Source organism: Bacillus sp. AR4-2 (genome assembly GCF_008274865.1).
Classification (GTDB): Bacteria; Bacillota; Bacilli; order Bacillales; family Bacillaceae_G; genus Bacillus_A; species Bacillus_A cereus.
This window is the reverse complement of record NZ_CP031062.1, coordinates 3,955,180-3,977,949: the sequence shown is the minus strand read 5'-3', so window position 1 is coordinate 3,977,949 and position 22,770 is coordinate 3,955,180. Positions and strand designations below refer to the sequence as shown.

Genomic DNA, 22,770 nt, shown 5'->3' with positions numbered 1-22,770 from the left:
AACATTAGGGGGAAACGACAATGACATTAGAAATCTTCGAATACTTAGAAAAATATGATTATGAGCAAGTAGTATTTTGTCAAGATAAAGAATCTGGTTTAAAAGCAATTATTGCAATTCATGATACAACACTTGGACCGGCTCTTGGTGGAACAAGAATGTGGACATATGATTCTGAAGAAGCGGCGATTGAAGATGCATTGCGTCTTGCAAAAGGGATGACATACAAAAACGCAGCAGCTGGTTTAAACTTAGGTGGTGCGAAAACAGTAATTATCGGTGATCCTCGTAAAGATAAGAGCGAAGCAATGTTCCGTGCACTAGGACGTTATATCCAAGGACTAAACGGACGTTACATTACAGCTGAAGATGTTGGTACAACAGTAGATGATATGGATATTATCCATGAAGAAACTGACTTTGTAACAGGTATCTCACCATCATTCGGTTCTTCTGGTAACCCATCTCCGGTAACTGCATACGGTGTTTACCGTGGTATGAAAGCAGCTGCAAAAGAAGCTTTCGGTACTGACAATTTAGAAGGAAAAGTAATTGCTGTTCAAGGCGTTGGTAACGTAGCATATCACCTATGCAAACATTTACACGCTGAAGGAGCAAAATTAATTGTTACAGATATTAATAAAGAAGCTGTACAACGTGCTGTAGAAGAATTCGGTGCATCAGCAGTTGAACCAAATGAAATTTACGGTGTTGAATGCGATATTTACGCACCATGTGCACTAGGCGCAACAGTTAATGATGAAACTATTCCACAACTTAAAGCAAAAGTAATCGCAGGTTCTGCAAATAACCAATTAAAAGAAGATCGTCATGGTGACATCATTCATGAAATGGGTATTGTATACGCACCAGATTATGTAATTAATGCAGGTGGCGTAATTAACGTAGCAGACGAATTATATGGATACAATAGAGAACGTGCACTAAAACGTGTTGAGTCTATTTATGACACGATTGCAAAAGTAATCGAAATTTCAAAACGCGATGGCATAGCAACTTATGTAGCGGCAGATCGTCTAGCTGAAGAACGCATTGCAAGCTTAAAGAATTCTCGTAGCACTTACTTACGCAACGGTCACGATATTATTAGCCGTCGCTAATCATTCATATATAACTTTTACAAAAGGTGTGGTTACCTCTTATGAGGTTTCCACTTCCTTTTGAATTTATTAGTGGAGGTAGCAACATTGTCTGTAAATCGAATTCTTGTTATTAACCCAGGTAGTACATCCACAAAAATTGGTGTTTTTGATAATGAAAGACCCGTTCTAGAAGAAACGATTCGTCATGACGTAGAACAGATTGGAAAATATAAGAGAATTATCGACCAATATGAGTTTCGAAAAGAAACGATTTTAGAAGTTCTACATTCTCATGGTATTAACATTTCAAAATTAAACGCTGTTTGTGGGCGTGGTGGATTACTTCGTCCAATCGAAGGCGGTACGTATACAGTAAACGATGCGATGTTAGAAGATTTGAAAAATGGCTTTAGCGGTCATCACGCTTCAAACCTTGGAGGCATTTTAGCATATGAAATTGCTTCTGGATTAAACATTCCTGCATTCATTGTAGATCCTGTCGTTGTAGATGAGATGGAGCCGGTTGCTCGTATAAGTGGCATTGCTGGTATGGAACGCAAAAGTATCTTCCATGCATTAAATCAAAAAGCAGTTGCTCGTAAAGTAGCTGAACAGTTAAATCACAAATACGAGGATTTAAATTTATTAGTTACACATATGGGTGGCGGTATTACAGTTGGTGCTCATAAAAAAGGAAGAGTAATCGATGTGAATAACGGTTTAAACGGAGAAGGACCATTTAGTCCAGAGCGCGCTGGTACAGTACCAGTAGGGCAACTAGTAGAAATGTGTTTCTCTGGTGAGTATTACCGTGATGAAATGATTAAAAAACTTGTCGGACAAGGTGGACTTGTAAGTTTAATCGGTACAAATGATGCGATTAAAGTAGAGCAAATGGTTGAAAAAGGTGATCCTGAAGCAACTCTTATTTATAAAGCAATGGCATATCAAGTTGCAAAAGAGATTGGCGGAGCTAGCGCTGTACTTCACGGGAAAATCGATGCAATCGTATTAACTGGTGGACTGGCATACAGTAAAATTCTTGTCGATGAAATAAAAGAGCGAGTGGACTGGATTGCAGATGTTATCGTACATCCAGGCGAAGATGAGTTAGAAGCGTTAGCAGAAGGAGCACTTCGTGTATTACGTGAAGAAGAAGCTCCAAAAGAATACGTTGTACGTGAAAAAGAAACGGTAGCTAGGGGTTGAGATAATGGCAAAAGAATATGATTTAGTCATCGTTGGCGGCGGTACTGGTGGATATGTTGCTGCAATTCGTGCATCACAACTAGGGTTAAAAACTGCACTAGTCGAAAAAGAAAATCTTGGTGGTACTTGTTTACACAAAGGATGTATTCCTAGTAAAGCTCTTTTACGTAGTGCGGAAGTATATGCAACTGCTAAAAAAAGCGAAGAGTTCGGAGTTATTGCAAGCAATGTAGAACTAAACTTTGCGAAAGTACAAGAGCGTAAAGAGAAGATAGTAACGCAGCTTCATAAAGGCGTTCAACATTTAATGAAACAAGGTAAAATTGATGTGTTTGAAGGTATTGGCCGTATTCTTGGCCCATCTATTTTCTCTCCGATGCCAGGGACAATTTCAGTTGAACTTGCAAGTGGAGAAGAGAATGAAATGTTAATTCCAAAAAATGTACTTATTGCAACAGGTTCTCGTCCAAATTCATTACCAGGTTTAGAATTAGACGGAGAGTACGTAATGTCTTCAGATCATGCTCTAAAAATGGAAACGCTTCCTAGTTCGATTATTATCGTTGGTGGCGGTGTAATCGGTATTGAGTGGGCATCTATGCTTGCTGACTTCGGTGTAGAAGTTACAGTATTAGAGTATGCGAAAACGATATTACCACTAGAAGATCAAGACGTTTCAAAAGAAATGCAACGTCTATTCAAGAAAAAAGGTATTAAAGTGGTAACTGGTGCAAAAGTATTACCAGAAACATTGGTAAAAGATAATGGAGTAACAATCCAAGCTGAACACAACGGTGAAAATAAAGAATTTAAAGCAGAAAAAATGCTTGTATCTGTAGGAAGACAAGCGAATACGCAAAATATTGGCTTAGAGAACACAGATATCGTTGTGGAAAAAGGATACATTCAAACAAATGAGTTTTATCAAACGAAAGAATCGCATATTTACGCAATTGGAGATGTAATCGGTGGCCTGCAACTTGCTCACGTTGCTTCTCATGAAGGAATTGCTGCAGTAGAACATATTGCAGGGAAAGAAGTTACACCAATTGATTACTCTATGGTATCAAAATGCGTATATAGCAGTCCAGAAGTTGCTTCTGTCGGTTTAACAGAACAAGAAGCAAAAGAAAAAGGCTATAAGTTAAAAGTAGGTAAGTTCTCATTCCGCGCAATCGGAAAAGCACTTGTATACGGAGAATCAGATGGTTTCGTAAAACTTGTAGTTGATGAAGAGACAAATGACATTCTTGGTGTTCATATGATTGGACCACATGTAACAGATATGATTTCTGAAGCTGGTCTTGCAAGAGTACTTGATGCAACACCTTGGGAAGTAGCACATACAATTCATCCGCATCCATCATTATCTGAGGCGATTGGTGAAGCTGCACTTGCTGTAGATGGAAGAGCGTTACACGCATAAAAATGTGGATTTAGGAGGTTATGAAAAATGGCAGAAGTAAAAGAAAAGCGCCATGAAGAGCTTGGCTTAAGTGATGAGCAAGTATTAGAAATGTTCCGTACGATGTTACTTGCACGTAAAATCGACGAACGTATGTGGTTATTAAACCGTGCTGGTAAAATTCCATTCGTAATTTCTTGTCAAGGACAAGAGGCTGCACAAGTTGGAGCGGCGTTCGCTCTTGATAGAGAGAAAGATTATGCATTACCATACTACCGTGATATGGGTGTTGTACTAGCATTTGGTATGACAGCTAAAGAGCTTATGTTGTCTGCTTTCGCGAAAGCTGGAGATCCAAACTCTGGTGGTCGTCAAATGCCTGGTCACTTCGGTCAAAAGAAAAATCGTATTGTTACAGGTTCATCTCCAGTAACAACGCAAGTACCACATGCAGTTGGTATTGCATTAGCTGGAAAAATGGAGAAGAAAGATTTAGTAACGTTCGTTACATTTGGAGAAGGTTCTTCAAACCAAGGTGACTTCCATGAAGGGGCAAACTTTGCTGGTGTACACAAACTACCTGTTATTTTTATGTGTGAAAATAACAAATATGCAATCTCTATTCCAGTTGAAAAACAATTAGCATGTAAAAACGTATCAGATCGTGCAATTGGTTATGGTATGCCTGGATATACAATAGACGGAAACGATCCGCTTGCAGTATATAAAGCTGTAAAAGAAGCAGCAGATCGCGGTCGTCGTGGTGAAGGCCCAACTTTAATTGAAACAGTATCATATCGTTTAACAGCACATTCTAGTGACGATGATGATCGTGTTTATCGTGATAAAGAAGAAGTAGAAGAAGCAAAGAAAAAAGATTCAATTATAACATTCGCGGCTTATTTAAAAGAAGCTGGTGTATTAACTGAGGAATCGGAAAAACAAATGTTAGACGAAATTATGCATATCGTAAATGAAGCAACAGAATATGCAGAAAATGCTCCGTATGCAGCACCTGAAGATGCATTGAAGCACGTATACGCAGAATAGGGGGGAACGTTTCATGGCTGTAATGTCTTATATTGATGCTATTACATTAGCAATGCGCGAAGAAATGGAACGCGATGAGAAAGTATTCGTTTTAGGAGAAGATGTTGGTAAAAAAGGTGGCGTGTTTAAAGCGACACACGGTTTGTATGATCAATTTGGTGAAGATCGTGCGCTTGATGCACCGCTTGCAGAATCTGCAATTGCTGGGGTAGCAATTGGTGCGGCAATGTATGGTATGCGTCCAATCGCTGAAATGCAGTTTGCTGATTTCATCATGCCAGCAGTAAACCAAATTGTTTCTGAGGCAGCAAAAATTCGTTATCGTTCTAATAATGATTGGACTTGTCCAGTTACAATTCGTGCACCATTTGGCGGGGGTGTTCACGGTGCATTGTATCATTCACAATCTGTAGAAGCGATGTTTGCAAACCAACCAGGTTTAAAAATCGTTATCCCTTCTACACCATATGATGCAAAAGGCTTATTAAAAGCAGCCATTCGTGATGAAGATCCAGTATTATTCTTCGAACATAAACGTGCATATCGTTTAATTAAAGGTGAAGTACCAGAGGATGACTACGTATTACCAATCGGAAAAGCAGATGTAAAACGTGAAGGTGATGATATTACAGTTATCACGTACGGATTATGTGTTCATTTTGCTCTTCAAGCGGCTGAAAAGTTAGCACAAGATGGCATCTCTGCACACATTCTTGATTTACGTACTGTATATCCATTAGATAAAGATGCAATCATTGAAGCAGCTTCTAAAACAGGTAAAGTTCTTCTTGTAACAGAAGACAATAAAGAAGGAAGCATTATGAGTGAAGTGGCAGCAATTATCGCTGAAAACTGTCTATTTGATTTAGATGCGCCAATCGCACGTCTTGCAGGTCCAGACGTTCCAGCAATGCCATATGCACCAACAATGGAAAAATTCTTTATGGTAAATCCAGATAAAGTTGAAAAAGCAATGCGTGAACTTGCGGAATTTTAATCGGGGGGACTATACATGGCTGTAGAAAATATTACAATGCCTCAGCTCGGGGAGAGCGTTACAGAGGGCACAATTAGTAAATGGCTCGTTAATGTTGGCGATCACGTAAATAAGTATGATCCGCTTGCAGAAGTAATGACTGATAAAGTAAATGCTGAAGTACCATCTTCTTTCACGGGTGTTGTGAAAGAGTTAATCGCTGGTGAAGGTGATACGTTAGCTGTAGGTGAAGTAGTTTGTGTGATTCAAGTAGAAGGCGCAGATGAAGTAGCAGCAACAGCTGTTGAGGAAAAAACTAAAGAAGAATCAAAGGCAGAAGTAGCTACGTCTGAAAAAGCACCGAAAGTAAAACAACCAACTGATGGAAAACCACGTTTTTCACCAGCTGTGTTAAAGCTTGCGGGTGAGCATAACGTTGATTTAGATCTAGTAGAAGGTACGGGAGCAAACGGCCGTATCACTCGTAAAGATATTTTAAAGCTAGTGGAATCTGGAAATATCCCACAAGCAGGTGCGGCGAAGAAAGAGGAAGCTGTAGCGGCAGTAGTAGAAGCTCGCCCAGAAGCACCAAAAGCAGCACCAGTAGCGCAAAAAGTAGAAGCTGCGAAACCAGTTTCTGTACCTACAATGCCTGGAGATATCGAAATTCCAGTAACAGGTGTGCGTAAAGCAATCGCAGCAAACATGTTACGTAGTAAACACGAAGCACCACATGCTTGGATGATGATTGAAGTAGATGTGACAAACCTTGTGTCATACCGTAACTCAATTAAAGGTGACTTTAAGAAGCGTGAAGGCTTTAACTTAACGTTCTTTGCTTTCTTCGTAAAAGCAGTAGCACAAGCGTTAAAAGAGTATCCTCAAATTAATTCAATGTGGGCTGGCGATAAAATTGTTCAGAAGAAAGATATTAACCTTTCTATCGCTGTTGCAACAGAGGAAGAACTATTTGTACCAGTAATTAAGCAAGCGGACGAGAAAACAATTAAAGGTATCGCTCGTGAAATTACAGAACTTGCAGGAAAAGTACGTACGAAATCGTTAAAAGCAGACGAAATGCAAGGTGGAACATTTACAATTAATAACACAGGATCATTCGGTTCTGTTCAATCTATGGGTATTATTAATTACCCACAAGCGGCTATTTTACAAGTTGAATCAATTGTAAAGCGCCCAGTAATTATGGATAACGGTATGTTCGGTGCTCGTGATATGGTTAACTTATGTTTATCACTTGATCACCGAGTACTTGATGGTTTAATTTGTGGTAAGTTCTTAGGGCGTGTTAAAGAAATTTTAGAAAACATGTCAGAAAATAATACATCTGTATATTAATAAAAAGCTCGCTTATGCGAGCTTTTTATTATCTTATTTCTTCATCTACATCCTACTATATGTATAAATACCTTTCCCAGTAATCTTACAATAAATGATTATGTATTAGGAATTTACGAAAATACATTGCTGATATATGGTATATGGATATAAAATAAGAAAAGAATAATTTTTTTGGCAAATCTTACTGATGAAACTGTAGTATAATATATTGTATTGTATGAAAAAGAGAGTTATTCTATATAAGTGTTTTATAGATAATGTGTAATCAGTCGTCAAAACATGAAGAATGTTGACTCCTGGTTTTTTATTTTTGCCGTAACAATGTTTCAGGAGGATGTCATGAAAAGAAGTACCGAGTTTCTAAAAAGTTTAGATGTAAAATTAATTTTAATTTTGTGTGCACTATGTGTGACGAGTATAGCTGCTATATATAGCAGTCAGCAAACTGGCCAATATGGGGCTGAGAATTTTGCTTTGAAACAAGGTATTAACTACATAATTGGAATTGTAATGTTACTTCTTGTTGCAAGTGTTGATTCAGATCAGCTACAAAAATTATCATGGCCATTGTATATTGCAACGTTTTTGTCAATTATTCTACTAAAAATATTACCGGTTTCAACCTTTACACCGGAGATACTAGGAGCAAAAAGATGGTTTAGATTTCCACTAATTGGATCTATTCAGCCGTCAGAGTTTTTCAAAATTGCACTGGTTATGTTAGTAGCAAATTTAGCCGTAAAGCATAATGCACAGCATATGGTTCGAACATTTAAAACAGACTTAATATTAGTAGGAAAGATTATGCTAGTATCTATTCCTCCTACGGCAATTGTATATAGCCAACCGGATACAGGTATGGTGTTCTTATATGCTGCTGCTATTGCATGTATTTTATTTATGTCAGGTATTCAGAAGAAATTGATAGCAATATGCACAGTTATTCCGGTGACGATATTATCTGTGTTAATGTTTATTTACTTTAAGTATCAGGATTTTTTCTATAATAATTTAGTTACATTACTAAAACCTCACCAACAGTCACGTATTTTAGGTTGGTTGGACCCATTTGAACATACAGATCAAGGCTATCAAACACAGCAATCGATTCTAGCTGTAGGTAGTGGAGGTATGGAAGGTAAAGGATACGGTGGAGGAAGCGTCTATATCCCAGAGAAGCATACTGACTTTATTTTCGCTACAATTGCCGAAGAAGGTGGATTTATCGTAGCAGCGTTAGTTGTCTTCTTGTTCCTGTTGCTACTATATCGAACAATTATTATTGGTTATTCCGCTGATAATTTATTTGGTACATTATTATGCGCTGGATCTATCGGTATATTAACAGTTCAAATATTCCAAAACATCGGTATGATCGTTGGGTTAATGCCTGTAAAAGGTATTGCATTACCTTTCTTATCGTATGGGGGAAGTTCCTTATTCTCAAATATGATTATGATGGGGCTCATATTATCGGTACGGAAAACGTATAAAAAATATATGTTTTCAGTTAAGTAAAAAAAGCTGGTTCGTTTTTAAACGAACCAGCTTTTTTACATATATGCTCATAAACGTTGCAAACTAAAACAGGATAGCAGTTTGAGACGGGTAAGGAGTGCAAAGTGATGCATATGCATATTTTTGAAGGAGCACGACATCTTTCTAATAGTGAATGGGTTATTCGGGCTATTATAGCATACATATTTTTAATATTAGTTGCGAAAGCGATGGGGCAAAGGTCTATCGCACAACTTCGTTTTTTAGATGTTGTATTAGTGTTATTGCTTGGTGGGAATATTTCTAACGCATTGTCTGATGAAAAAGTAGGGTTACTGGGATCGATGATTACAACGTTCATACTTGTTGTACTTCATATTATAAGCTCAGTTTTAATGCTGAAATGGGATAGATGGAGACGTTTTTTAGAGCCTGCACCTATTATTCTTATACACAATGGTTCCATTAATTTTAGCAATTTGAAAAAGGCGAGAATTACCTTGGAATATTTGTTTTCGGAACTTCGTATGCGAAATGTGAGCGATATTCAAACGATTAAATTAGCATTATGGGAAGCAAACGGTGTCGTTTCTATATTTCGGTATCCAGAATATGAAGCAGTTTCGCGGCTTGATCTTAAAGTGGCGGGAAAAAAATCTCCAGTTTCTTTTGTATTAGTAAAGGATGGGAGGATACAGAAAGATGTTCTTGCATTATTAGGAAAAACAGAAGCGTGGGCGAGAGAATTTCTAGAGGAGAGTACAGAAGTCGAATCTATTATGTTAGCTACAGTAGATGAATCACATAAAATAAATATTTTGTTAAAAAAATGAAAAATATACGCATTTTGTCGTTTCGTACATATGATACAATAGTGTGGACAACGAAAAAGGAGGCGATACGGTGGGATATGTAGAAGAATTACGAAAAATAGTTGGTCATCGCCCTTTAATTTTAGTTGGTGCTGTTGTACTCGTTATAAATGAAAATGGATATGTTTTATTGCAGCAGCGGACAGAGCCGTACGGAAAATGGGGGCTACCTGGCGGGCTAATGGAGCTTAGTGAATCACCAGAAGAAACAGCTTATCGTGAAGTATATGAAGAGACAGGAATAAAAGTGAAGAACTTGCGACTAATCAATGTATTTTCTGGAGCGAACTACTTTACAAAATTAGAAAACGGTGATGAATTTCAATCTGTAACAACCGCCTATTATACGGATGAATACGAAGGGGATTTTGTTATGAATAAAGAAGAAGCAGTTCAGCTTAAATTCTTTTCAGTAACAGAACTACCTGACTATATTGTAGGATCGCATAAAAAAATGATTGCTGAATATATGAAGATTATGGAAAAAAAGATATAATAATAGTGAAAGAAATACAAAAACACAGCTCTGGTTGGTAGTCCAGACGCATGATTTCATGTCAGTAACCTTCCCCTCCGGGATGTCCCGTATTTCTAATCTTTTAAAGGAGGGGCTGTCAATGGATTTGACAGTATATCACGATGGCCAATTTTTTGTTGGAATCATTACATGTAAAGAAAAAGGGAAATTGTATGGGGCGAGGTATATTTTTGGGGCGGAACCGTCAGATGAAGAAGTGCTTATGTTTGTGAATGGTTCACTTTTAGAGCATTTTCAGCACTTTGCAAAATGTGGTGTAGAAGTTAAAGAAAAACAGCGTCCTAAAAACATAAAGCGTATCATACGACAAGCAGCAAAAGAAACAACTATTAAACGTTTTACTAAGGCGCAAGAGGCGATTAGTTTATCTTATGAATTGCATAAACAAGAAAAGAAACTGCAGTCTAAAGAGAAGCGAGAAGCTGAAAAAGAAAGAAGACGTTTAATGAAAGTACAAAAAGCAAAGCAAAAACATCGTGGTCATTAAAGAAAAGGTGTTAGAGCAAGAGCTCTAACACCTTTTCTATACTTAAATACAAGTAAACTTACTTGTATTTCATAAACATTAACTGGTAAGATACAAATAGGTAGTTTTAGAGGAGGGAAAAGAGTGATTAATTTTAACTTTTTTATGAATGATGTTGTCCGCCAAGCGCGTGAAGAGATTGTCTCTGCTGGATATACAGAATTGACGACGCCGGAAGCGGTAGAAGAAGCGTTTAAAAGAAATGGAACAACACTTGTAATGGTAAACTCTGTATGTGGTTGTGCAGGTGGTATTGCTCGTCCTGCTGCTGCGCATTCCGTACATTATGATAAACGTCCTAACCACCTTGTAACGGTGTTTGCAGGTCAAGATAAAGAAGCGACAGCAAGAGCGCGTGAATATTTCGAAGGGTACCCACCTTCTTCTCCATCATTTGCTTTATTAAAAGATGGAAAAATTGTAACGATGGTAGAGCGTCATGAAATTGAAGGTCATGAACCGATGCAAGTTATTGCGAAACTACAATCATATTTCGAAGAGAGTTGTGAAGAACTATAAAAAATAAAGAAAAGGCGGCACATCCACAATCAAGTGGATGTGCCGCCTTTTATTTATTATTAAAATTTCTGAGATATGCATAGTTATGTTATTTTATGCATCATTTTATACATAACAAACAGCGTTTGTATTGTTTATTTATTTATTTTTATTTTATATATTGCATAAAAATAAAAGTGCTGATACAATACAAACATCGAATAAATATTCTATTAAACTTTTAAATATACATTATTAGGGGGAAGAAAGATGAAGAAGTTAGTATCAATATCGTTTGCACTTATTTTAATTGTAAGTATATTCAGCGCTTGTAGTAATGAGGAATCGAAAGAAACAAAAGGAAATAAAAAAGTACTCGTAATGGGAACTTCAGCAGATTATAAACCTTATGAATATGTAGATGCGTCAAAGAGCGATGAAATTATTGGCTTTGATGTTGATGTTGCTAAATATATCGGAAAAGAACTTGGGTATGAAGTGAAAGTGAAAGATATGGATTTTGGTGGTTTATTAGCATCTCTTAGTTCAGGAAAAGTTGATTTCGTAATGGCAGGCATGACGCCAACTGCAGAGCGTAAAAATAATGTTGATTTTACAGATATTTATTTTGTTGCGAAAAACATGGTCGTTTCTAAAAAGGACTCTAACATTCAATCTGTAGAGGGTTTAAAAGGGAAAAAAGTAGGGGTACAAACAGGGTCTATTCAAGAAGAGAAAGCAGCAGAATTTAAAAAACAAGTAGATTTCCAAGTTGAGGGACGTGACCGTATACCAGAAATCGTACAAGAAATTAAAGCTGGTCGTTTTGACGCTGCAATTATAGAAGACACAGTTGCTAAAAATTATTTAGAGAAAATGAAAGATTTACAAGGAATTGAAATTAAAGAAGCACCAGAAGAAGTTGGAGCAGCAATTGCCCTTCCGAAAAACAGTGATAAAACAGCAGAATTTAATAAAGTAATTAAAAAAATGCAAGAAAATGGAGAAATGGATAAATTAGTGAAGAAATGGTTTGGCAGCGGAAAATAAGCTGCCTTTCACTTTTCTGTGAGGGGAATGAAAAGAATGAACTTAGATTTTTCGGCGATTACGCCTTCGATACCATATATACTAAAAGGTTTAGAAGTTACTTTGAAGATTGTAGCAGTATCAGCTTTAGCAGGATTTATTTTAGGAACGCTATTAGCACTTTGTAAAATTGCTAGAATACGAGCATTAAATATAGCAGCAGATTTTTATACATCAATTTTTCGTGGTACACCCCTTGTATTGCAATTAATGATTATTTATTTCGGCGTCCCACAAATAATTGGTTATGAAATACCAGCATTCTTAGCTGCTGTACTTGCATTTAGCTTGAATTCAGGTGCATACATGTCAGAAGTAATTCGTGCTGGTATTCAAGCGGTTGATAAAGGACAAACAGAAGCAGCAATGGCTTTAGGGATACCGTACGGAAAAATGATGAGAAATATTATTTTCCCTCAAGCATTAAAAAATATATTACCAGCGCTTGTGAACGAATTTGCGACACTTACGAAAGAATCGGCTGTAGTAACAGTAATAGGCGCGACTGATTTAATGCGTCGTGCTTACATTGTAGGCGGTGAGACATTTAAATATCTTGAACCATTACTTTTTGTTGGACTGATTTATTATATGTTAGTCATTATTCTTACATTAGTCGGGAAGGCAATTGAAGGGAGAATGAAGAAAAGTGATTAAAATTGAAAACCTTCATAAATCATTTGGTAAAAACGAAGTATTAAAAGGAATTACAACAACAATTGAAAAAGGGGAAGTAGTCGCAATTATAGGGCCTTCTGGATCAGGAAAATCAACATTTTTACGTTGTATGAATATGTTAGAAGCACCAACGGATGGTCACATTTGGATTGGGACGGAAGAAGTAACGAATCCGAAAACGAATGTTATGCATGTTCGTGAAAATGTCGGTATGGTATTTCAACATTTTCACTTATTTCCTCATATGACTGTATTAGAAAATATTACGTATGCTCCTATCAATGTAAAAGGGGTAACGAAGCAAGAAGCTGAAAAGAAAGCTGAGAAACTTTTAGAAAAGGTTGGATTAGTAGATAAAAAAGATACGTATCCAAATCGTCTTTCGGGAGGACAAAAGCAACGTGTAGCAATTGCAAGAGCGTTAGCGATGGAACCGGAAGTTATGTTATTTGATGAACCGACATCGGCGCTAGATCCAGAGATGGTGAAAGAAGTGTTAGAAGTTATGAAATCGTTAGTTACGACAGGAATGACGATGGCTATCGTTACACATGAAATGGGCTTTGCAAAAGAAGTGGCAGATCGTGTTCTTTTCTTGGACGGAGGAAAGCTTGTAGAAGATAGTGCGCCAGAAGAATTTTTTGCAGCGCCGAAAAGTGAACGTGCGCAACAATTTTTACAAAAAATATTGTAATATGAAAAGGTTATGTGAATAATAAGTAGAAAAGGATGACATTGTGTCATCCTTTTTTTATACTAGCTGTAAATACGTTTATACATATAGGAGTAATGATATGTTTAAAATTGGATACCGTACAGTAAAAACAGCAATAGGGACAGGCGCGGCAGTTTTTATTGCTCAGTTATTAGGGTTGGAATTTTATAGTTCAGCAGGTATTTTAGTTATTTTATGTGTACAAAATACGAAGCGCAAATCGCTTCAAGTGTCGTTACATCGTTTTCTAGCTTGTGTATTATCAATGGTATTCGCGTTTTGTATTTTTGAAACAATCGGCTATACACCACTTGCAATTAGCATATTGTTACTTACATTTATTCCGACTGCAGTAATGCTTAAAATTCAAGAAGGTATTGTCACGAGTTCAGTTATTGTTATGCATCTATATTCATTGAAGCAAATTACATGGCTTATAGTTGGAAATGAAATTGCTATATTAACGATAGGGATTAGTGTGGCGTTATTAGTAAATATGTATATGCCGAGTAGTGAAAATAAGCTAAAAGAGTATCAGGATAAAATAGAGAGTAATTTTAAAACGATTTTGTTTGAAATGGTTGTGTATTTACGAAATCGAGAAAGTAGTTGGAGTGGAGCAGAACTCATTGAAACCGAGAATATGTTAAATGAAGCAAGAGATTTATCGTTTAAAAAACTTGAGAATGCATTTATGCGAGAAGATGATTATTACTATCGTTATTTTAATATGCGTATGCAACAATTCGAAATTTTAGAGCGAATGATACCACTAGCAGCTTCTTTATCGTGGACATATGAACAAGCTGACATGATTGCAGATGTTGTTGAAAACATTGGTAATGCTATTAGCCCTGAGAGTACTGGCGTTATTTCCTTAAGGCAGCTTCAAGAAATGAGGGAATTATTTAGAGACATGCCATTGCCAGCTACACGCGAAGAATTTGAGATACGTGCGAAACTTGTTCAACTTGTGTATGAAATGGAACAATATTTACTCATTAAAAGTCGCTTTAAGGGAAAGGATAATATAAAAGAACTTATATAGAAGGTAGGAATTATCTATGCCGTATCTTCTCTCTATCATATTATGTCTTTCTTTATTGCCGATTTGGCCTCTTGGGGATAATCCACGTGCCGGAGATCCTTTTATTATTGTAAATAAAGCAACGAATAAATTAGCTTACATTGACGATGGAAAGATTCAAAAGGTTTTTCCAGTAGCGACAGGGAAAACGAATGAATTAACTCCAGAAGGAACTTTTGATGTTGTAATGAAAGCAAAGGATCCGTATTACATTGCGAAGGATATTCCAGGTGGATCGCCAAAAAATCCACTTGGGTCAAGGTGGATTGGATTTAATGCAAGAGGAACTGATGGAAGTAAATATGGAATACATGGAACAAACCAACCGAGTTCAATTGGAAAGTATATTTCACAAGGGTGTATAAGAATGAAGAAAAACGATGTGGAATATTTGTTTGATCGCATTCCAATTGGAACGAAAGTATGGATTGTGAAATCGAAAAAATCATTTCAGCAATTGGCAAAAGAAAAAGGAGCCGTTGCATATGAAAAAGCCAACGAAAAGGTTGGCTTTTTCTATTATAATAAGTTGTCTTGACATGTGTACATAACCGTGCGTTAATGAGAATATAGAAAGATAAAATTAGATAAAGGGGTTGCTCATATGTACTTGAATCCAAAACTTTCGTATATGCAGTTTTTTATGGGATTTCTATTTGTTATTACATTCATATTGGCAACTTTTAATATATGTTCTTATCTTGTAGCGATTGTATGTATGGCATTACTTAATCTAACTTTTGTTATTGGAGCATTTCAGCAGAAACAATATACAAGTTTTGTAATAGCACTTGTAATGTCATTTTCCTTTAGTATTGTAGCGATTGTGTTTTATATAAAATAAACCATCTCGATGTCGAGATGGTTTATTTTGTCATGTGTAAAAAGTAAAAAAAGGACGAACACATCGCCCTTTTTACCAAAACATACTCGCGCCAGCAAGTAATGTTGTTACAAGCATAGAAATCAGCATCACATAAACCATAACTTTTTGAGCTTTTTTATGCATCGTTATACCTCCTTGCAAATCAGTACAATTTCATTGTAACGAGAAATGAAATTATGGACAAGGGGAGAGTGAGGACAAAATTCGGGAGGGGATTGCAAAATATAACAGGAAATTTGAGTGTGTATAGAGAATATAGTAAAAGGGTATATTGTTAATTTTTAGTTGGGCAAGCTGAAGAATGGAGATACGATGATGAAAATATACGAAACAGATCGTTTATACTTAAGGGAAATTGATGAGTCGTATGCTGAAACAGTTCTTCAATATTACGACAGAAATCGTGAATTTTTAAAAGCTTGGGAAGAGTATAGACCGGATGGTTTTTTTACGCTAGATTATCAAAAGAAAAAGTTGCAAAAGGATAGAAAAGAGTTCGAAGAAGGGAAAATCATCAGACTATGGATTTTTAAAAAGGGTGATGATACGAAAATAATTGGGTGTATTTCATTTAATTTAATCGTTCGTGGCATTTATCAATCTTGTGTACTCAGTTATAAATTAGATAAAGCAGAGTTAAACAAAGGGTATACGACAGAAGCGCTTAGAAAAGCAATTCAAGTTGCTTTTGGGGAATTTCAGTTACATCGTATAGAAGCTCCGATTATGCCTCGTAATTTAGCATCTATACAAGTAGTAACGAAGATAGGTTTTCAATATGAAGGCGTGTCTAGGAAGATGTTAATGGTAAATGGCGTGTGGGAAGATCATATGCGCTGGGTATTGTTAAATGAGTAATAGAAAGCAGATGGTTATCTAGACATGTAAACCATCTGTTTTTTGTCTTGTATTTCGAAACTTTTGCGAAATTCTGTTATAATTAATAGTGTTACATACATAATGGTAGTGCAGGAGGCGCAGTCTTATGATTAATCAAGAACGTTTAGTAAATGAATTTATGGAATTAGTACAAGTAGATTCTGAAACGAAATTTGAAGCAGAAATCTGCAAAGTATTAACGAAGAAATTTACAGATTTAGGTGTAGAAGTATTTGAAGATGACACAATGGCTGTAACTGGTCATGGTGCAGGTAACTTAATTTGTACTTTACCAGCAACAAAAGATGGTGTTGATACAATTTACTTTACTTCTCATATGGATACAGTAGTTCCTGGTAATGGAATTAAGCCTTCTATCAAAGATGGATATATCGTATCAGATGGTACAACAATTTTAGGTGCGGATGATAAAGCTGGATTAGCATCAATGTTCGAAGCAATCCGTGTTTTAAAAGAGAAAAATATCCCTCATGGTAAAATAGAATTTATTATTACAGTCGGAGAAGAATCAGGTCTTGTTGGTGCAAAAGCATTAGACCGTGAGCGTATTACAGCGAAATATGGCTACGCATTAGATAGCGATGGAAAAGTTGGTGAAATCGTTGTTGCAGCTCCAACACAAGCGAAAGTGAACGCAATTATTCGCGGGAAAACAGCTCACGCTGGTGTAGCGCCGGAGAAAGGTGTATCTGCAATTACTATCGCAGCGAAAGCAATTGCGAAGATGCCACTTGGTCGCATTGACTCTGAAACGACTGCAAATATTGGACGTTTTGAAGGTGGTACACAAACGAATATCGTTTGCGATCATGTACAAATCTTTGCAGAAGCTCGTTCTTTAATTAATAAGAAAATGGAAGCACAAGTTGCGAAAATGAAAGAAGCATTTGAAACAACTGCAAAAGAAATGGGCGGTCATGCAGACGTTGAAGTAAACGTTATGTACCCAGGATTTAAATTTGCTGATGGCGATCACGTTGTAGAAGTTGCAAAACGTGCAGCTGAAAAAATTGGTCGTACACCTTCTCTTCACCAAAGTGGTGGCGGAAGTGATGCAAACGTAATTGCAGGACATGGTATCCCAACAGTTAACTTAGCGGTTGGTTATGAAGAAATTCATACAACAAACGAGAAGATTCCTGTTGAAGAATTAGCAAAAACAGCAGAATTAGTTGTTGCAATTATTGAAGAAGTAGCGAAGTAATGGAATAGAAAAAGCGTGTAAATCAATTGTGATTTACACGCTTTTTATTTTGATTCGATTGCTTTGACAAGACGTATAAGCCAATATAAGAAAACCTATGGAAGTATATACGTTGTTGCTACATGTACTAGACGAAGGAATAATCCTAACGTATTCATATTGAAAATCGGAAGTAGTAAATAATTAATTGCAATGATTAATATAACTACAAGGAATGTATAATTGAGTTTATCCCGCTATTTGCCGGACAGTAAGACCCCTACCTCAAAATTCAGCGAAAGTAAAGAAGTTAGGTGGGGGCCCTGCTGCCCGTAAAAGTCCGATTAGTGAGAGTTGATTAAAGTTTCGATTTATATCGATTATAAAAAAGAACAAGTAATTATTATAACTATTGTGCAAAATTTGATATAATAAAAGAACGAACGTTCTGATTAGGGAGTGAGTACTATGCGAGAAATGTATCCGAAAAATGGTCGTGTTATTTTACATGTAGATATGAATTGCTTTTTCGCATCTGTTGAAATTGCTCATGATCCATCATTACAAGGAAAGCCATTAGCGGTTGCTGGAAATGAAAAAGAGAGAAAAGGAATTATTATAACATGTAGTTATGAGGCGAGAGAATACGGAATACGTACGACGATGCCCCTTTGGGAAGCGAAAAGGTTATGCCCGCAATTAGTTGTAAGGCGTCCTAATTTCACATTATATCGCGAAGCTTCATTTCAAATGTTTCAAGTCCTTTCTCGTTTTACAGAAAAGATACAACCAGTCTCAATAGATGAAGGATATTTAGATATTACAGATTGCTACGCACTTGGTTCGCCTCTTGAAATAGCAAAGATGATTCAACAAGCACTATTAACAGAGTTGCAGCTTCCGTGTAGTATCGGAATCGCTCCAAATCTTTTCCTAGCAAAAACAGCTTCTGATATGAAAAAACCTCTCGGTATTACCGTACTTCGAAAACGTGATATTCCAGAAATGATTTGGCCACTTTCAGTTGAAGCAATGCATGGGATTGGAGAAAAAACAGCTGAAAAATTAAATGAAATTCATATACATACAATTGAACAGTTAGCGAAGGGAGACGAGCATATCATTCGCGCTAAAATTGGCAAGCACGGTATTGATTTACAAAAGCGTGCAAAAGGTACGGATGATAGGGAAGTGGATCCGAGTCAAATGGGCCAACATAAAAGTGTCGGTAACTCGATGACTTTTTCAAAGGATATGGATGAAGAGAAAGAATTACTTGATATGTTAGAACGGTTATCAAAATCAGTGAGTAAAAGATTACAAAAGCGAACCCTTGTCAGCTATAATATTCAAATTATGATTAAATACCATGATAGGCGAACAGTAACACGGAGTAAGCAATTGAAAAATGCAATTTGGGAAGAACGCGATATTTTTCAAGCAGCATCCCGTTTATGGAAGCAACATTGGGATGGTGATTCCGTTCGTTTACTAGGTGTTACAGCTACTGAAATAGAGTGGAAGACAGAATCGGTGAAACAATTAGATTTATTTTCATTTGAAGAGGATGCGAAAAAAGAACCACTACTTGCTGTCATTGATCAAATTAACGATAAGTATGGAACACCGATTTTACAACGAGGTAGTCAACTACTACGTAAGCAAGAGAAGTCGTTTCAACAAAAGTTAGAAAATAAGTTTATGTAGAAGGTGTCATGAAGTAGTAAAATCATGACACCTTTCCTATTATACAGGCACCAAGTGATACGAGAGCATTTGTCCGTAACCCAGCCATTCGGTGTCTCCATTGTCTTTCCATTCCAATGCAAGCTCCTACAATAATTGCTATAACTAACCTGAATACAATGTCGTACCATACCATCATGGTCACCTCCATATATAATATGTGTTATGTTTTTTAGAATGAGCGGGGGATACCCACTCATTCTTATTTTTACAACCAGCTATGAAACTTTTTAATATAAAGCTTTTTCAGGAATTGTGTTAAAAAAGCGTAGCCTAATAGTATTCCTACTAACCAAGGGAAATAGTTAAGTGGCAATGCTTGTAAACCAACGGCTGTACCAAGTGGTGAGAATGGAATATAAATCCCAATTGCCATAATAAGAGCGGTTAATAAAACGACTGGTGTTGATGCAGTGCTTTGAATAAATGGAATCTTTTGTGTTCTTATCATGTGAACAATTAAAGTTTGTGTTAACAATCCAACGACAAACCAACCGGACTGGAATAATGATTGCTCGCTCGATGTATTTGCACCAAATACATTCCACATGACTACGTATGTGATAATATCAAATATAGAACTAATTGGGCCGATACAAATAATGAAGTTTCGTAAGTTTGCAGTATCCCATTTTCGTGGTTTTTCTAGAAACTCTTTATCCATTTTGTCCCATGGAATAGAAAGTTGTGAAATATCATAAAGTAAGTTTTGAATTAAAAGATGAATGGCAAGCATCGGTAAAAAAGGAATGAAAGCACTTGCTACTAACACGCTAAACACATTACCGAAGTTAGAGCTAGCTGTCATCTTAATATATTTTAAAATATTTCCGAATGTAGTACGTCCTTCTAAAATCCCTGCTTCTAATATAGTTAAACTTTTTTCGAGTAGAATAATATCGGAAGCTTCTTTCGCAATATCAGTAGCAGTATCAACAGATATTCCGACATCAGCTTCACGTAATGCTACAGCATCGTTAATGCCGTCTCCCATGTAACCTACAGTGTGTCCATTTCCTTGTAATGCGTGTATAATACGAGATTTTTGCATTGGATTAAGCTTCGCAAATACAGTCGTTTCTTCGGCAAGTCTTGCTAATGCTTTATCTGGTAAAGAATCAATCTCGTAACCGAGGATTGGTTCGCAGATATCTAATCCAACTTCTATACAAACCTTTCTTGTAACAATTTCGTTATCGCCAGTTAAAATTTTCACTTGTACACCATGTTTTTGTAATGCTTGAATTGCAGCTGCTGCAGATGGTTTCGGTGGATCTAAAAAGCCGATATATCCAGCGAGAATCATATCAGTTTCGTCTTTTACTGCGTACTCTGTATCATTTATTCTTCTATCTTTTTTATAAGCAACAGCAATAACCCGCATACCTTCACTATTTAGTGTCTCACTTAGTTTTTTGACATTTGAACGTATTTCCTCGGTGAGTGGAACGATTTTTTCATCCACTTCAGTGTAGTTACAAATTGATAAAATTTCTTCTACGGCACCTTTACAAACCATTGTATGTTCACCTGAAATATCCTTTACGATGACTGACATACGCCGGCGGGCGAAATCGAATGGAATTTCATCTAGCTTTTGAAAAGCTGATGGATTAAATGTATTGTTTGCCTCTGTATGCTTAATAACAGCTTTATCTATTAAATTTTTCAATCCAGTTTGATAGAAACTATTTAAATAGGCAAATTGCAAGACGCGATTGCATTCATTTCCCTTGGGATCTAAGTGACGAACAAGGACAACTTTATCTTCTGTTAAAGTTCCGGTTTTATCTGTACAAAGAATGTTCATAGCACCTAAGTTTTGAATAGAATTTAGCTGTTTTACAATTACTTTTTGTTTAGACATGTTAACGGCACCTTTAGCTAAATTAGCAGTTACAATCATCGGTAACATTTCAGGTGTAAGGCCGACAGCGACGGCAATAGCGAAGAAGAAAGCTTCTTGCCAATCACCTTTTGTGAATCCATTAATGAGAAGGACAATAGGTGCCATAATAAGCATGAATGTAATTAAGAGCCAGCTTACTTTGTTTACACCTTTATCAAAGCTTGTTTCTACACGCTTTCCAATTACCTTATTGGCTAAAGAGCCGAAATACGTATCGGTACTTGTTGAGATGACAACAGCTTTTGCGCTACCACTTACAATATTTGTTCCCATGAAACAAAGGTTTTCCATATCGAGTGGATTGTAATTTTTTTTCATGTTTGTCGGTAAGATATGCTTATTTTCTGTATGGTAGCAGTGTTCGTATTTTTCTACAGGAAGTGCTTCCCCTGTTAAAGAAGATTGATTAACAAATAAATCTTTAGCGGATACAATACGCACATCAGCTGGAACGATATCACCGGCTGAAAGGGAAATGATATCGCCAGGTACAAGTTCCTCAATTGGAATTTCTGTTGTGTAATTTCGATTTAAATTCGTTACATTTTTTGTTTCATGTACAAATCCATTTATTCTAAATACGCTCGCAGTTGTTCGAACCATAGCCTTTAACTTATCGGCAGCTTTTTGAGAACGAAATTCTTGGGAAAACCGAATTGTTGCACTAAGTAGTACCATTGCAGATACGACAATTGTTCCTTGCATATCATCCGTGAAAAAGGAGAGTGCTCCAAGAGCTAATAAAACGAAAATAAATGGATTTTTAAATGCCGACAGAAATTGAATGTACCACGGTGCCATTTTATTATGAGCTATTTCGTTCGGACCATATAAAGAAAGTCTACGAGACGCTTCTTGTTTAGATAATCCATCTTGTGTTGTTTCTAAAAGTTTTAACGCAGAGCTTACATCTTGTGTTGCAACCTCCACTAATAATTCGTTATTTGTTTTCATGCTATCTTGCTCATAAGCATGCTTTGTTTCTTGTCTTTGTAAATTAAACATCGGTAGTTCCTCCTCTGTCATGAAGGAGGAAACAATCTGTTACCTAACTATTTGAAATGGTGAGGAACAGTTTCTTTCCTACCTACATGATGAAATATGAATGTAAAACGTATGGGTATATGGGCCGAATCATCAATTGCCAACTGTTCCTCACCTCCGTACAATTTAGTAGTTTCTGAATATGCTATGTTTGTTTCATAGTAAGGTGCATATAGACGTAAAAAGACCTTTACTCAAAACGAGTAAAGGTCTGAATTCGCAGTTAAAAGAGTCCACAACAAAGACTGTTAGTAGACATAAATAAAAACAGTTTTTGTGTATGACAAAATACATGCACCTCTCCCTCGTTGAGTTTTAGCACTGTATAGCATAGGTACTGAAACCAGCTACATTAAAAAAGGCCTTCATTCCGACCTTTCCTGTTGACCCATTGGCGTCTCTCGACATTTTTGGGCAGCAGCGTTTCTCTATACAGGAGCCTCACCTAACAGAGACCATATTCAATTACATGTTGAGTGTTAGCACTGTAAAATTGTAGT

At 36.6% G+C, this 22,770-nt stretch carries 22 protein-coding genes, 1 pseudogene and 1 riboswitch; of the genes and pseudogenes, 20 read left to right on the top strand and 3 right to left on the bottom strand.

Features of this window, described 5'->3' with window-relative positions; all coding sequences use genetic code 11:
- The first annotated feature begins 20 nt into the window (after positions 1–20).
- From DN399_RS20465 to DN399_RS20385, 17 genes are all read left to right on the top strand, one after another.
- Positions 21–1,121, top strand: coding sequence for a leucine dehydrogenase (locus DN399_RS20465; RefSeq protein WP_000171355.1), 1,101 nt, complete (start codon positions 21–23; stop codon positions 1,119–1,121).
- Between the two features lie 87 nt (positions 1,122–1,208).
- On the top strand, positions 1,209–2,312 hold the full coding sequence (buk, locus tag DN399_RS20460; protein ID WP_000115781.1) for a butyrate kinase: 1,104 nt from the start codon (positions 1,209–1,211) through the stop codon (positions 2,310–2,312).
- A gap of 4 nt (positions 2,313–2,316) precedes the next feature.
- A complete protein-coding gene (lpdA, locus tag DN399_RS20455; protein WP_001051289.1) occupies positions 2,317–3,738 on the top strand; it encodes a dihydrolipoyl dehydrogenase in 1,422 nt (473 codons plus the stop codon).
- Between the two features lie 27 nt (positions 3,739–3,765).
- Positions 3,766–4,767 (top strand): 3-methyl-2-oxobutanoate dehydrogenase subunit alpha, encoded by a 1,002-nt coding sequence (gene bfmBAA / locus DN399_RS20450; RefSeq protein WP_000852551.1) that lies wholly within the window; start codon positions 3,766–3,768, stop codon positions 4,765–4,767.
- A 13-nt stretch (positions 4,768–4,780) separates the two neighbouring features.
- Positions 4,781–5,764, top strand: coding sequence for a 3-methyl-2-oxobutanoate dehydrogenase subunit beta (gene bfmBAB, locus DN399_RS20445; protein ID WP_149149909.1), 984 nt, complete (start codon positions 4,781–4,783; stop codon positions 5,762–5,764).
- A 15-nt stretch (positions 5,765–5,779) separates the two neighbouring features.
- On the top strand, positions 5,780–7,099 hold the full coding sequence (locus tag DN399_RS20440; RefSeq protein WP_000257681.1) for a dihydrolipoamide acetyltransferase family protein: 1,320 nt from the start codon (positions 5,780–5,782) through the stop codon (positions 7,097–7,099).
- A gap of 342 nt (positions 7,100–7,441) precedes the next feature.
- Positions 7,442–8,620: an FtsW/RodA/SpoVE family cell cycle protein gene (locus tag DN399_RS20435; protein WP_000831183.1), complete on the top strand. Its 1,179-nt coding sequence runs from the start codon at positions 7,442–7,444 to the stop codon at positions 8,618–8,620.
- A gap of 107 nt (positions 8,621–8,727) precedes the next feature.
- On the top strand, positions 8,728–9,432 hold the full coding sequence (locus DN399_RS20430; protein WP_000550964.1) for a DUF421 domain-containing protein: 705 nt from the start codon (positions 8,728–8,730) through the stop codon (positions 9,430–9,432).
- Between the two features lie 70 nt (positions 9,433–9,502).
- Positions 9,503–9,967, top strand: a complete 465-nt coding sequence (locus tag DN399_RS20425) for an NUDIX hydrolase (RefSeq protein WP_000542555.1) — start codon at positions 9,503–9,505, stop codon at positions 9,965–9,967.
- A 121-nt stretch (positions 9,968–10,088) separates the two neighbouring features.
- On the top strand, positions 10,089–10,496 hold the full coding sequence (locus tag DN399_RS20420) for a YjdF family protein (RefSeq protein ID WP_000366585.1): 408 nt from the start codon (positions 10,089–10,091) through the stop codon (positions 10,494–10,496).
- 144 nt (positions 10,497–10,640) lie between these two features.
- Positions 10,641–11,054: a BrxA/BrxB family bacilliredoxin gene (locus tag DN399_RS20415; RefSeq protein WP_002024761.1), complete on the top strand. Its 414-nt coding sequence runs from the start codon at positions 10,641–10,643 to the stop codon at positions 11,052–11,054.
- A 249-nt stretch (positions 11,055–11,303) separates the two neighbouring features.
- Positions 11,304–12,083 (top strand): transporter substrate-binding domain-containing protein, encoded by a 780-nt coding sequence (locus tag DN399_RS20410; RefSeq protein WP_000737667.1) that lies wholly within the window; start codon positions 11,304–11,306, stop codon positions 12,081–12,083.
- A 36-nt stretch (positions 12,084–12,119) separates the two neighbouring features.
- On the top strand, positions 12,120–12,779 hold the full coding sequence (locus DN399_RS20405; protein ID WP_001046915.1) for an amino acid ABC transporter permease: 660 nt from the start codon (positions 12,120–12,122) through the stop codon (positions 12,777–12,779).
- Positions 12,772–13,494 (top strand): amino acid ABC transporter ATP-binding protein, encoded by a 723-nt coding sequence (locus tag DN399_RS20400; protein WP_000590202.1) that lies wholly within the window; start codon positions 12,772–12,774, stop codon positions 13,492–13,494. Before DN399_RS20405 ends, DN399_RS20400 begins: the two co-directional genes overlap by 8 nt.
- Positions 13,495–13,594: 100 nt before the next feature.
- Positions 13,595–14,563, top strand: coding sequence for an aromatic acid exporter family protein (locus DN399_RS20395; protein WP_000472671.1), 969 nt, complete (start codon positions 13,595–13,597; stop codon positions 14,561–14,563).
- A gap of 16 nt (positions 14,564–14,579) precedes the next feature.
- The gene (locus tag DN399_RS20390; RefSeq protein ID WP_006921495.1) at positions 14,580–15,140 is read left to right on the top strand and encodes a L,D-transpeptidase; all 561 of its coding nucleotides are present in this window, start codon (positions 14,580–14,582) and stop codon (positions 15,138–15,140) included.
- Between the two features lie 66 nt (positions 15,141–15,206).
- Positions 15,207–15,446, top strand: a complete 240-nt coding sequence (locus tag DN399_RS20385; protein ID WP_000281167.1) for a DUF3894 domain-containing protein — start codon at positions 15,207–15,209, stop codon at positions 15,444–15,446.
- Between the two features lie 72 nt (positions 15,447–15,518).
- Here the strand turns inward: DN399_RS20385 and prli42 are convergent, their stop codons facing one another.
- Positions 15,519–15,611 carry a stressosome-associated protein Prli42 gene (prli42, locus tag DN399_RS20380; RefSeq protein WP_000549040.1) on the bottom strand — a complete coding sequence of 31 codons (93 nt, stop codon included), beginning with the start codon at positions 15,609–15,611 and terminating at the stop codon, positions 15,519–15,521.
- 189 nt (positions 15,612–15,800) lie between these two features.
- On the opposite strand from prli42, the gene DN399_RS20375 reads away from it, so the two are divergent.
- The 3 genes from DN399_RS20375 (at position 15,801) to DN399_RS20365 (ending at position 19,278) form a co-directional block, all read left to right on the top strand.
- Positions 15,801–16,346: a GNAT family N-acetyltransferase gene (locus DN399_RS20375; protein WP_049106634.1), complete on the top strand. Its 546-nt coding sequence runs from the start codon at positions 15,801–15,803 to the stop codon at positions 16,344–16,346.
- A gap of 127 nt (positions 16,347–16,473) precedes the next feature.
- Positions 16,474–17,592 (top strand): tripeptidase T, encoded by a 1,119-nt coding sequence (locus DN399_RS20370; protein ID WP_127725942.1) that lies wholly within the window; start codon positions 16,474–16,476, stop codon positions 17,590–17,592.
- Between the two features lie 447 nt (positions 17,593–18,039).
- Positions 18,040–19,278 carry a DNA polymerase IV gene (locus DN399_RS20365; protein WP_001208858.1) on the top strand — a complete coding sequence of 413 codons (1,239 nt, stop codon included), beginning with the start codon at positions 18,040–18,042 and terminating at the stop codon, positions 19,276–19,278.
- Positions 19,279–19,318: 40 nt separating this feature from the next.
- Here the strand turns inward: DN399_RS20365 and DN399_RS20360 are convergent.
- Both DN399_RS20360 and mgtA read right to left on the bottom strand, forming a co-directional pair.
- Positions 19,319–19,453: pseudogene (locus tag DN399_RS20360) on the bottom strand (MgtC/SapB family protein); the annotation flags it as partial.
- A gap of 72 nt (positions 19,454–19,525) precedes the next feature.
- Positions 19,526–22,231, bottom strand: a complete 2,706-nt coding sequence (gene mgtA, locus DN399_RS20355; RefSeq protein WP_149149908.1) for a magnesium-translocating P-type ATPase — start codon at positions 22,229–22,231, stop codon at positions 19,526–19,528.
- Positions 22,232–22,562: 331 nt separating this feature from the next.
- Positions 22,563–22,730, bottom strand: a riboswitch (M-box (ykoK) riboswitch).
- Positions 22,731–22,770 lie beyond the last annotated feature (40 nt).

What these genes read in the sequence shown, in the direction of transcription:
- DN399_RS20385 (WP_000281167.1), top strand. Translation starts at nt 15,207, where the DNA reads ATGTACTTGAATCCAAAACTTTCGTATATGCAGTTTTTTATGGGATTT.
- bfmBAB (WP_149149909.1), top strand. Translation starts at nt 4,781, where the DNA reads ATGGCTGTAATGTCTTATATTGATGCTATTACATTAGCAATGCGCGAA.
- DN399_RS20405 (WP_001046915.1), top strand. Translation starts at nt 12,120, where the DNA reads ATGAACTTAGATTTTTCGGCGATTACGCCTTCGATACCATATATACTA.
- DN399_RS20435 (WP_000831183.1), top strand. Translation starts at nt 7,442, where the DNA reads ATGAAAAGAAGTACCGAGTTTCTAAAAAGTTTAGATGTAAAATTAATT.
- DN399_RS20430 (WP_000550964.1), top strand. Translation starts at nt 8,728, where the DNA reads ATGCATATGCATATTTTTGAAGGAGCACGACATCTTTCTAATAGTGAA.
- DN399_RS20370 (WP_127725942.1), top strand. Translation starts at nt 16,474, where the DNA reads ATGATTAATCAAGAACGTTTAGTAAATGAATTTATGGAATTAGTACAA.
- prli42 (WP_000549040.1), bottom strand. Translation starts at nt 15,611, where the DNA reads ATGCATAAAAAAGCTCAAAAAGTTATGGTTTATGTGATGCTGATTTCT.
- DN399_RS20395 (WP_000472671.1), top strand. Translation starts at nt 13,595, where the DNA reads ATGTTTAAAATTGGATACCGTACAGTAAAAACAGCAATAGGGACAGGC.
- lpdA (WP_001051289.1), top strand. Translation starts at nt 2,317, where the DNA reads ATGGCAAAAGAATATGATTTAGTCATCGTTGGCGGCGGTACTGGTGGA.
- DN399_RS20375 (WP_049106634.1), top strand. Translation starts at nt 15,801, where the DNA reads ATGATGAAAATATACGAAACAGATCGTTTATACTTAAGGGAAATTGAT.
- DN399_RS20410 (WP_000737667.1), top strand. Translation starts at nt 11,304, where the DNA reads ATGAAGAAGTTAGTATCAATATCGTTTGCACTTATTTTAATTGTAAGT.
- DN399_RS20465 (WP_000171355.1), top strand. Translation starts at nt 21, where the DNA reads ATGACATTAGAAATCTTCGAATACTTAGAAAAATATGATTATGAGCAA.
- DN399_RS20365 (WP_001208858.1), top strand. Translation starts at nt 18,040, where the DNA reads ATGCGAGAAATGTATCCGAAAAATGGTCGTGTTATTTTACATGTAGAT.
- DN399_RS20415 (WP_002024761.1), top strand. Translation starts at nt 10,641, where the DNA reads ATGAATGATGTTGTCCGCCAAGCGCGTGAAGAGATTGTCTCTGCTGGA.
- mgtA (WP_149149908.1), bottom strand. Translation starts at nt 22,231, where the DNA reads ATGTTTAATTTACAAAGACAAGAAACAAAGCATGCTTATGAGCAAGAT.
- DN399_RS20420 (WP_000366585.1), top strand. Translation starts at nt 10,089, where the DNA reads ATGGATTTGACAGTATATCACGATGGCCAATTTTTTGTTGGAATCATT.
- DN399_RS20440 (WP_000257681.1), top strand. Translation starts at nt 5,780, where the DNA reads ATGGCTGTAGAAAATATTACAATGCCTCAGCTCGGGGAGAGCGTTACA.
- DN399_RS20390 (WP_006921495.1), top strand. Translation starts at nt 14,580, where the DNA reads ATGCCGTATCTTCTCTCTATCATATTATGTCTTTCTTTATTGCCGATT.
- bfmBAA (WP_000852551.1), top strand. Translation starts at nt 3,766, where the DNA reads ATGGCAGAAGTAAAAGAAAAGCGCCATGAAGAGCTTGGCTTAAGTGAT.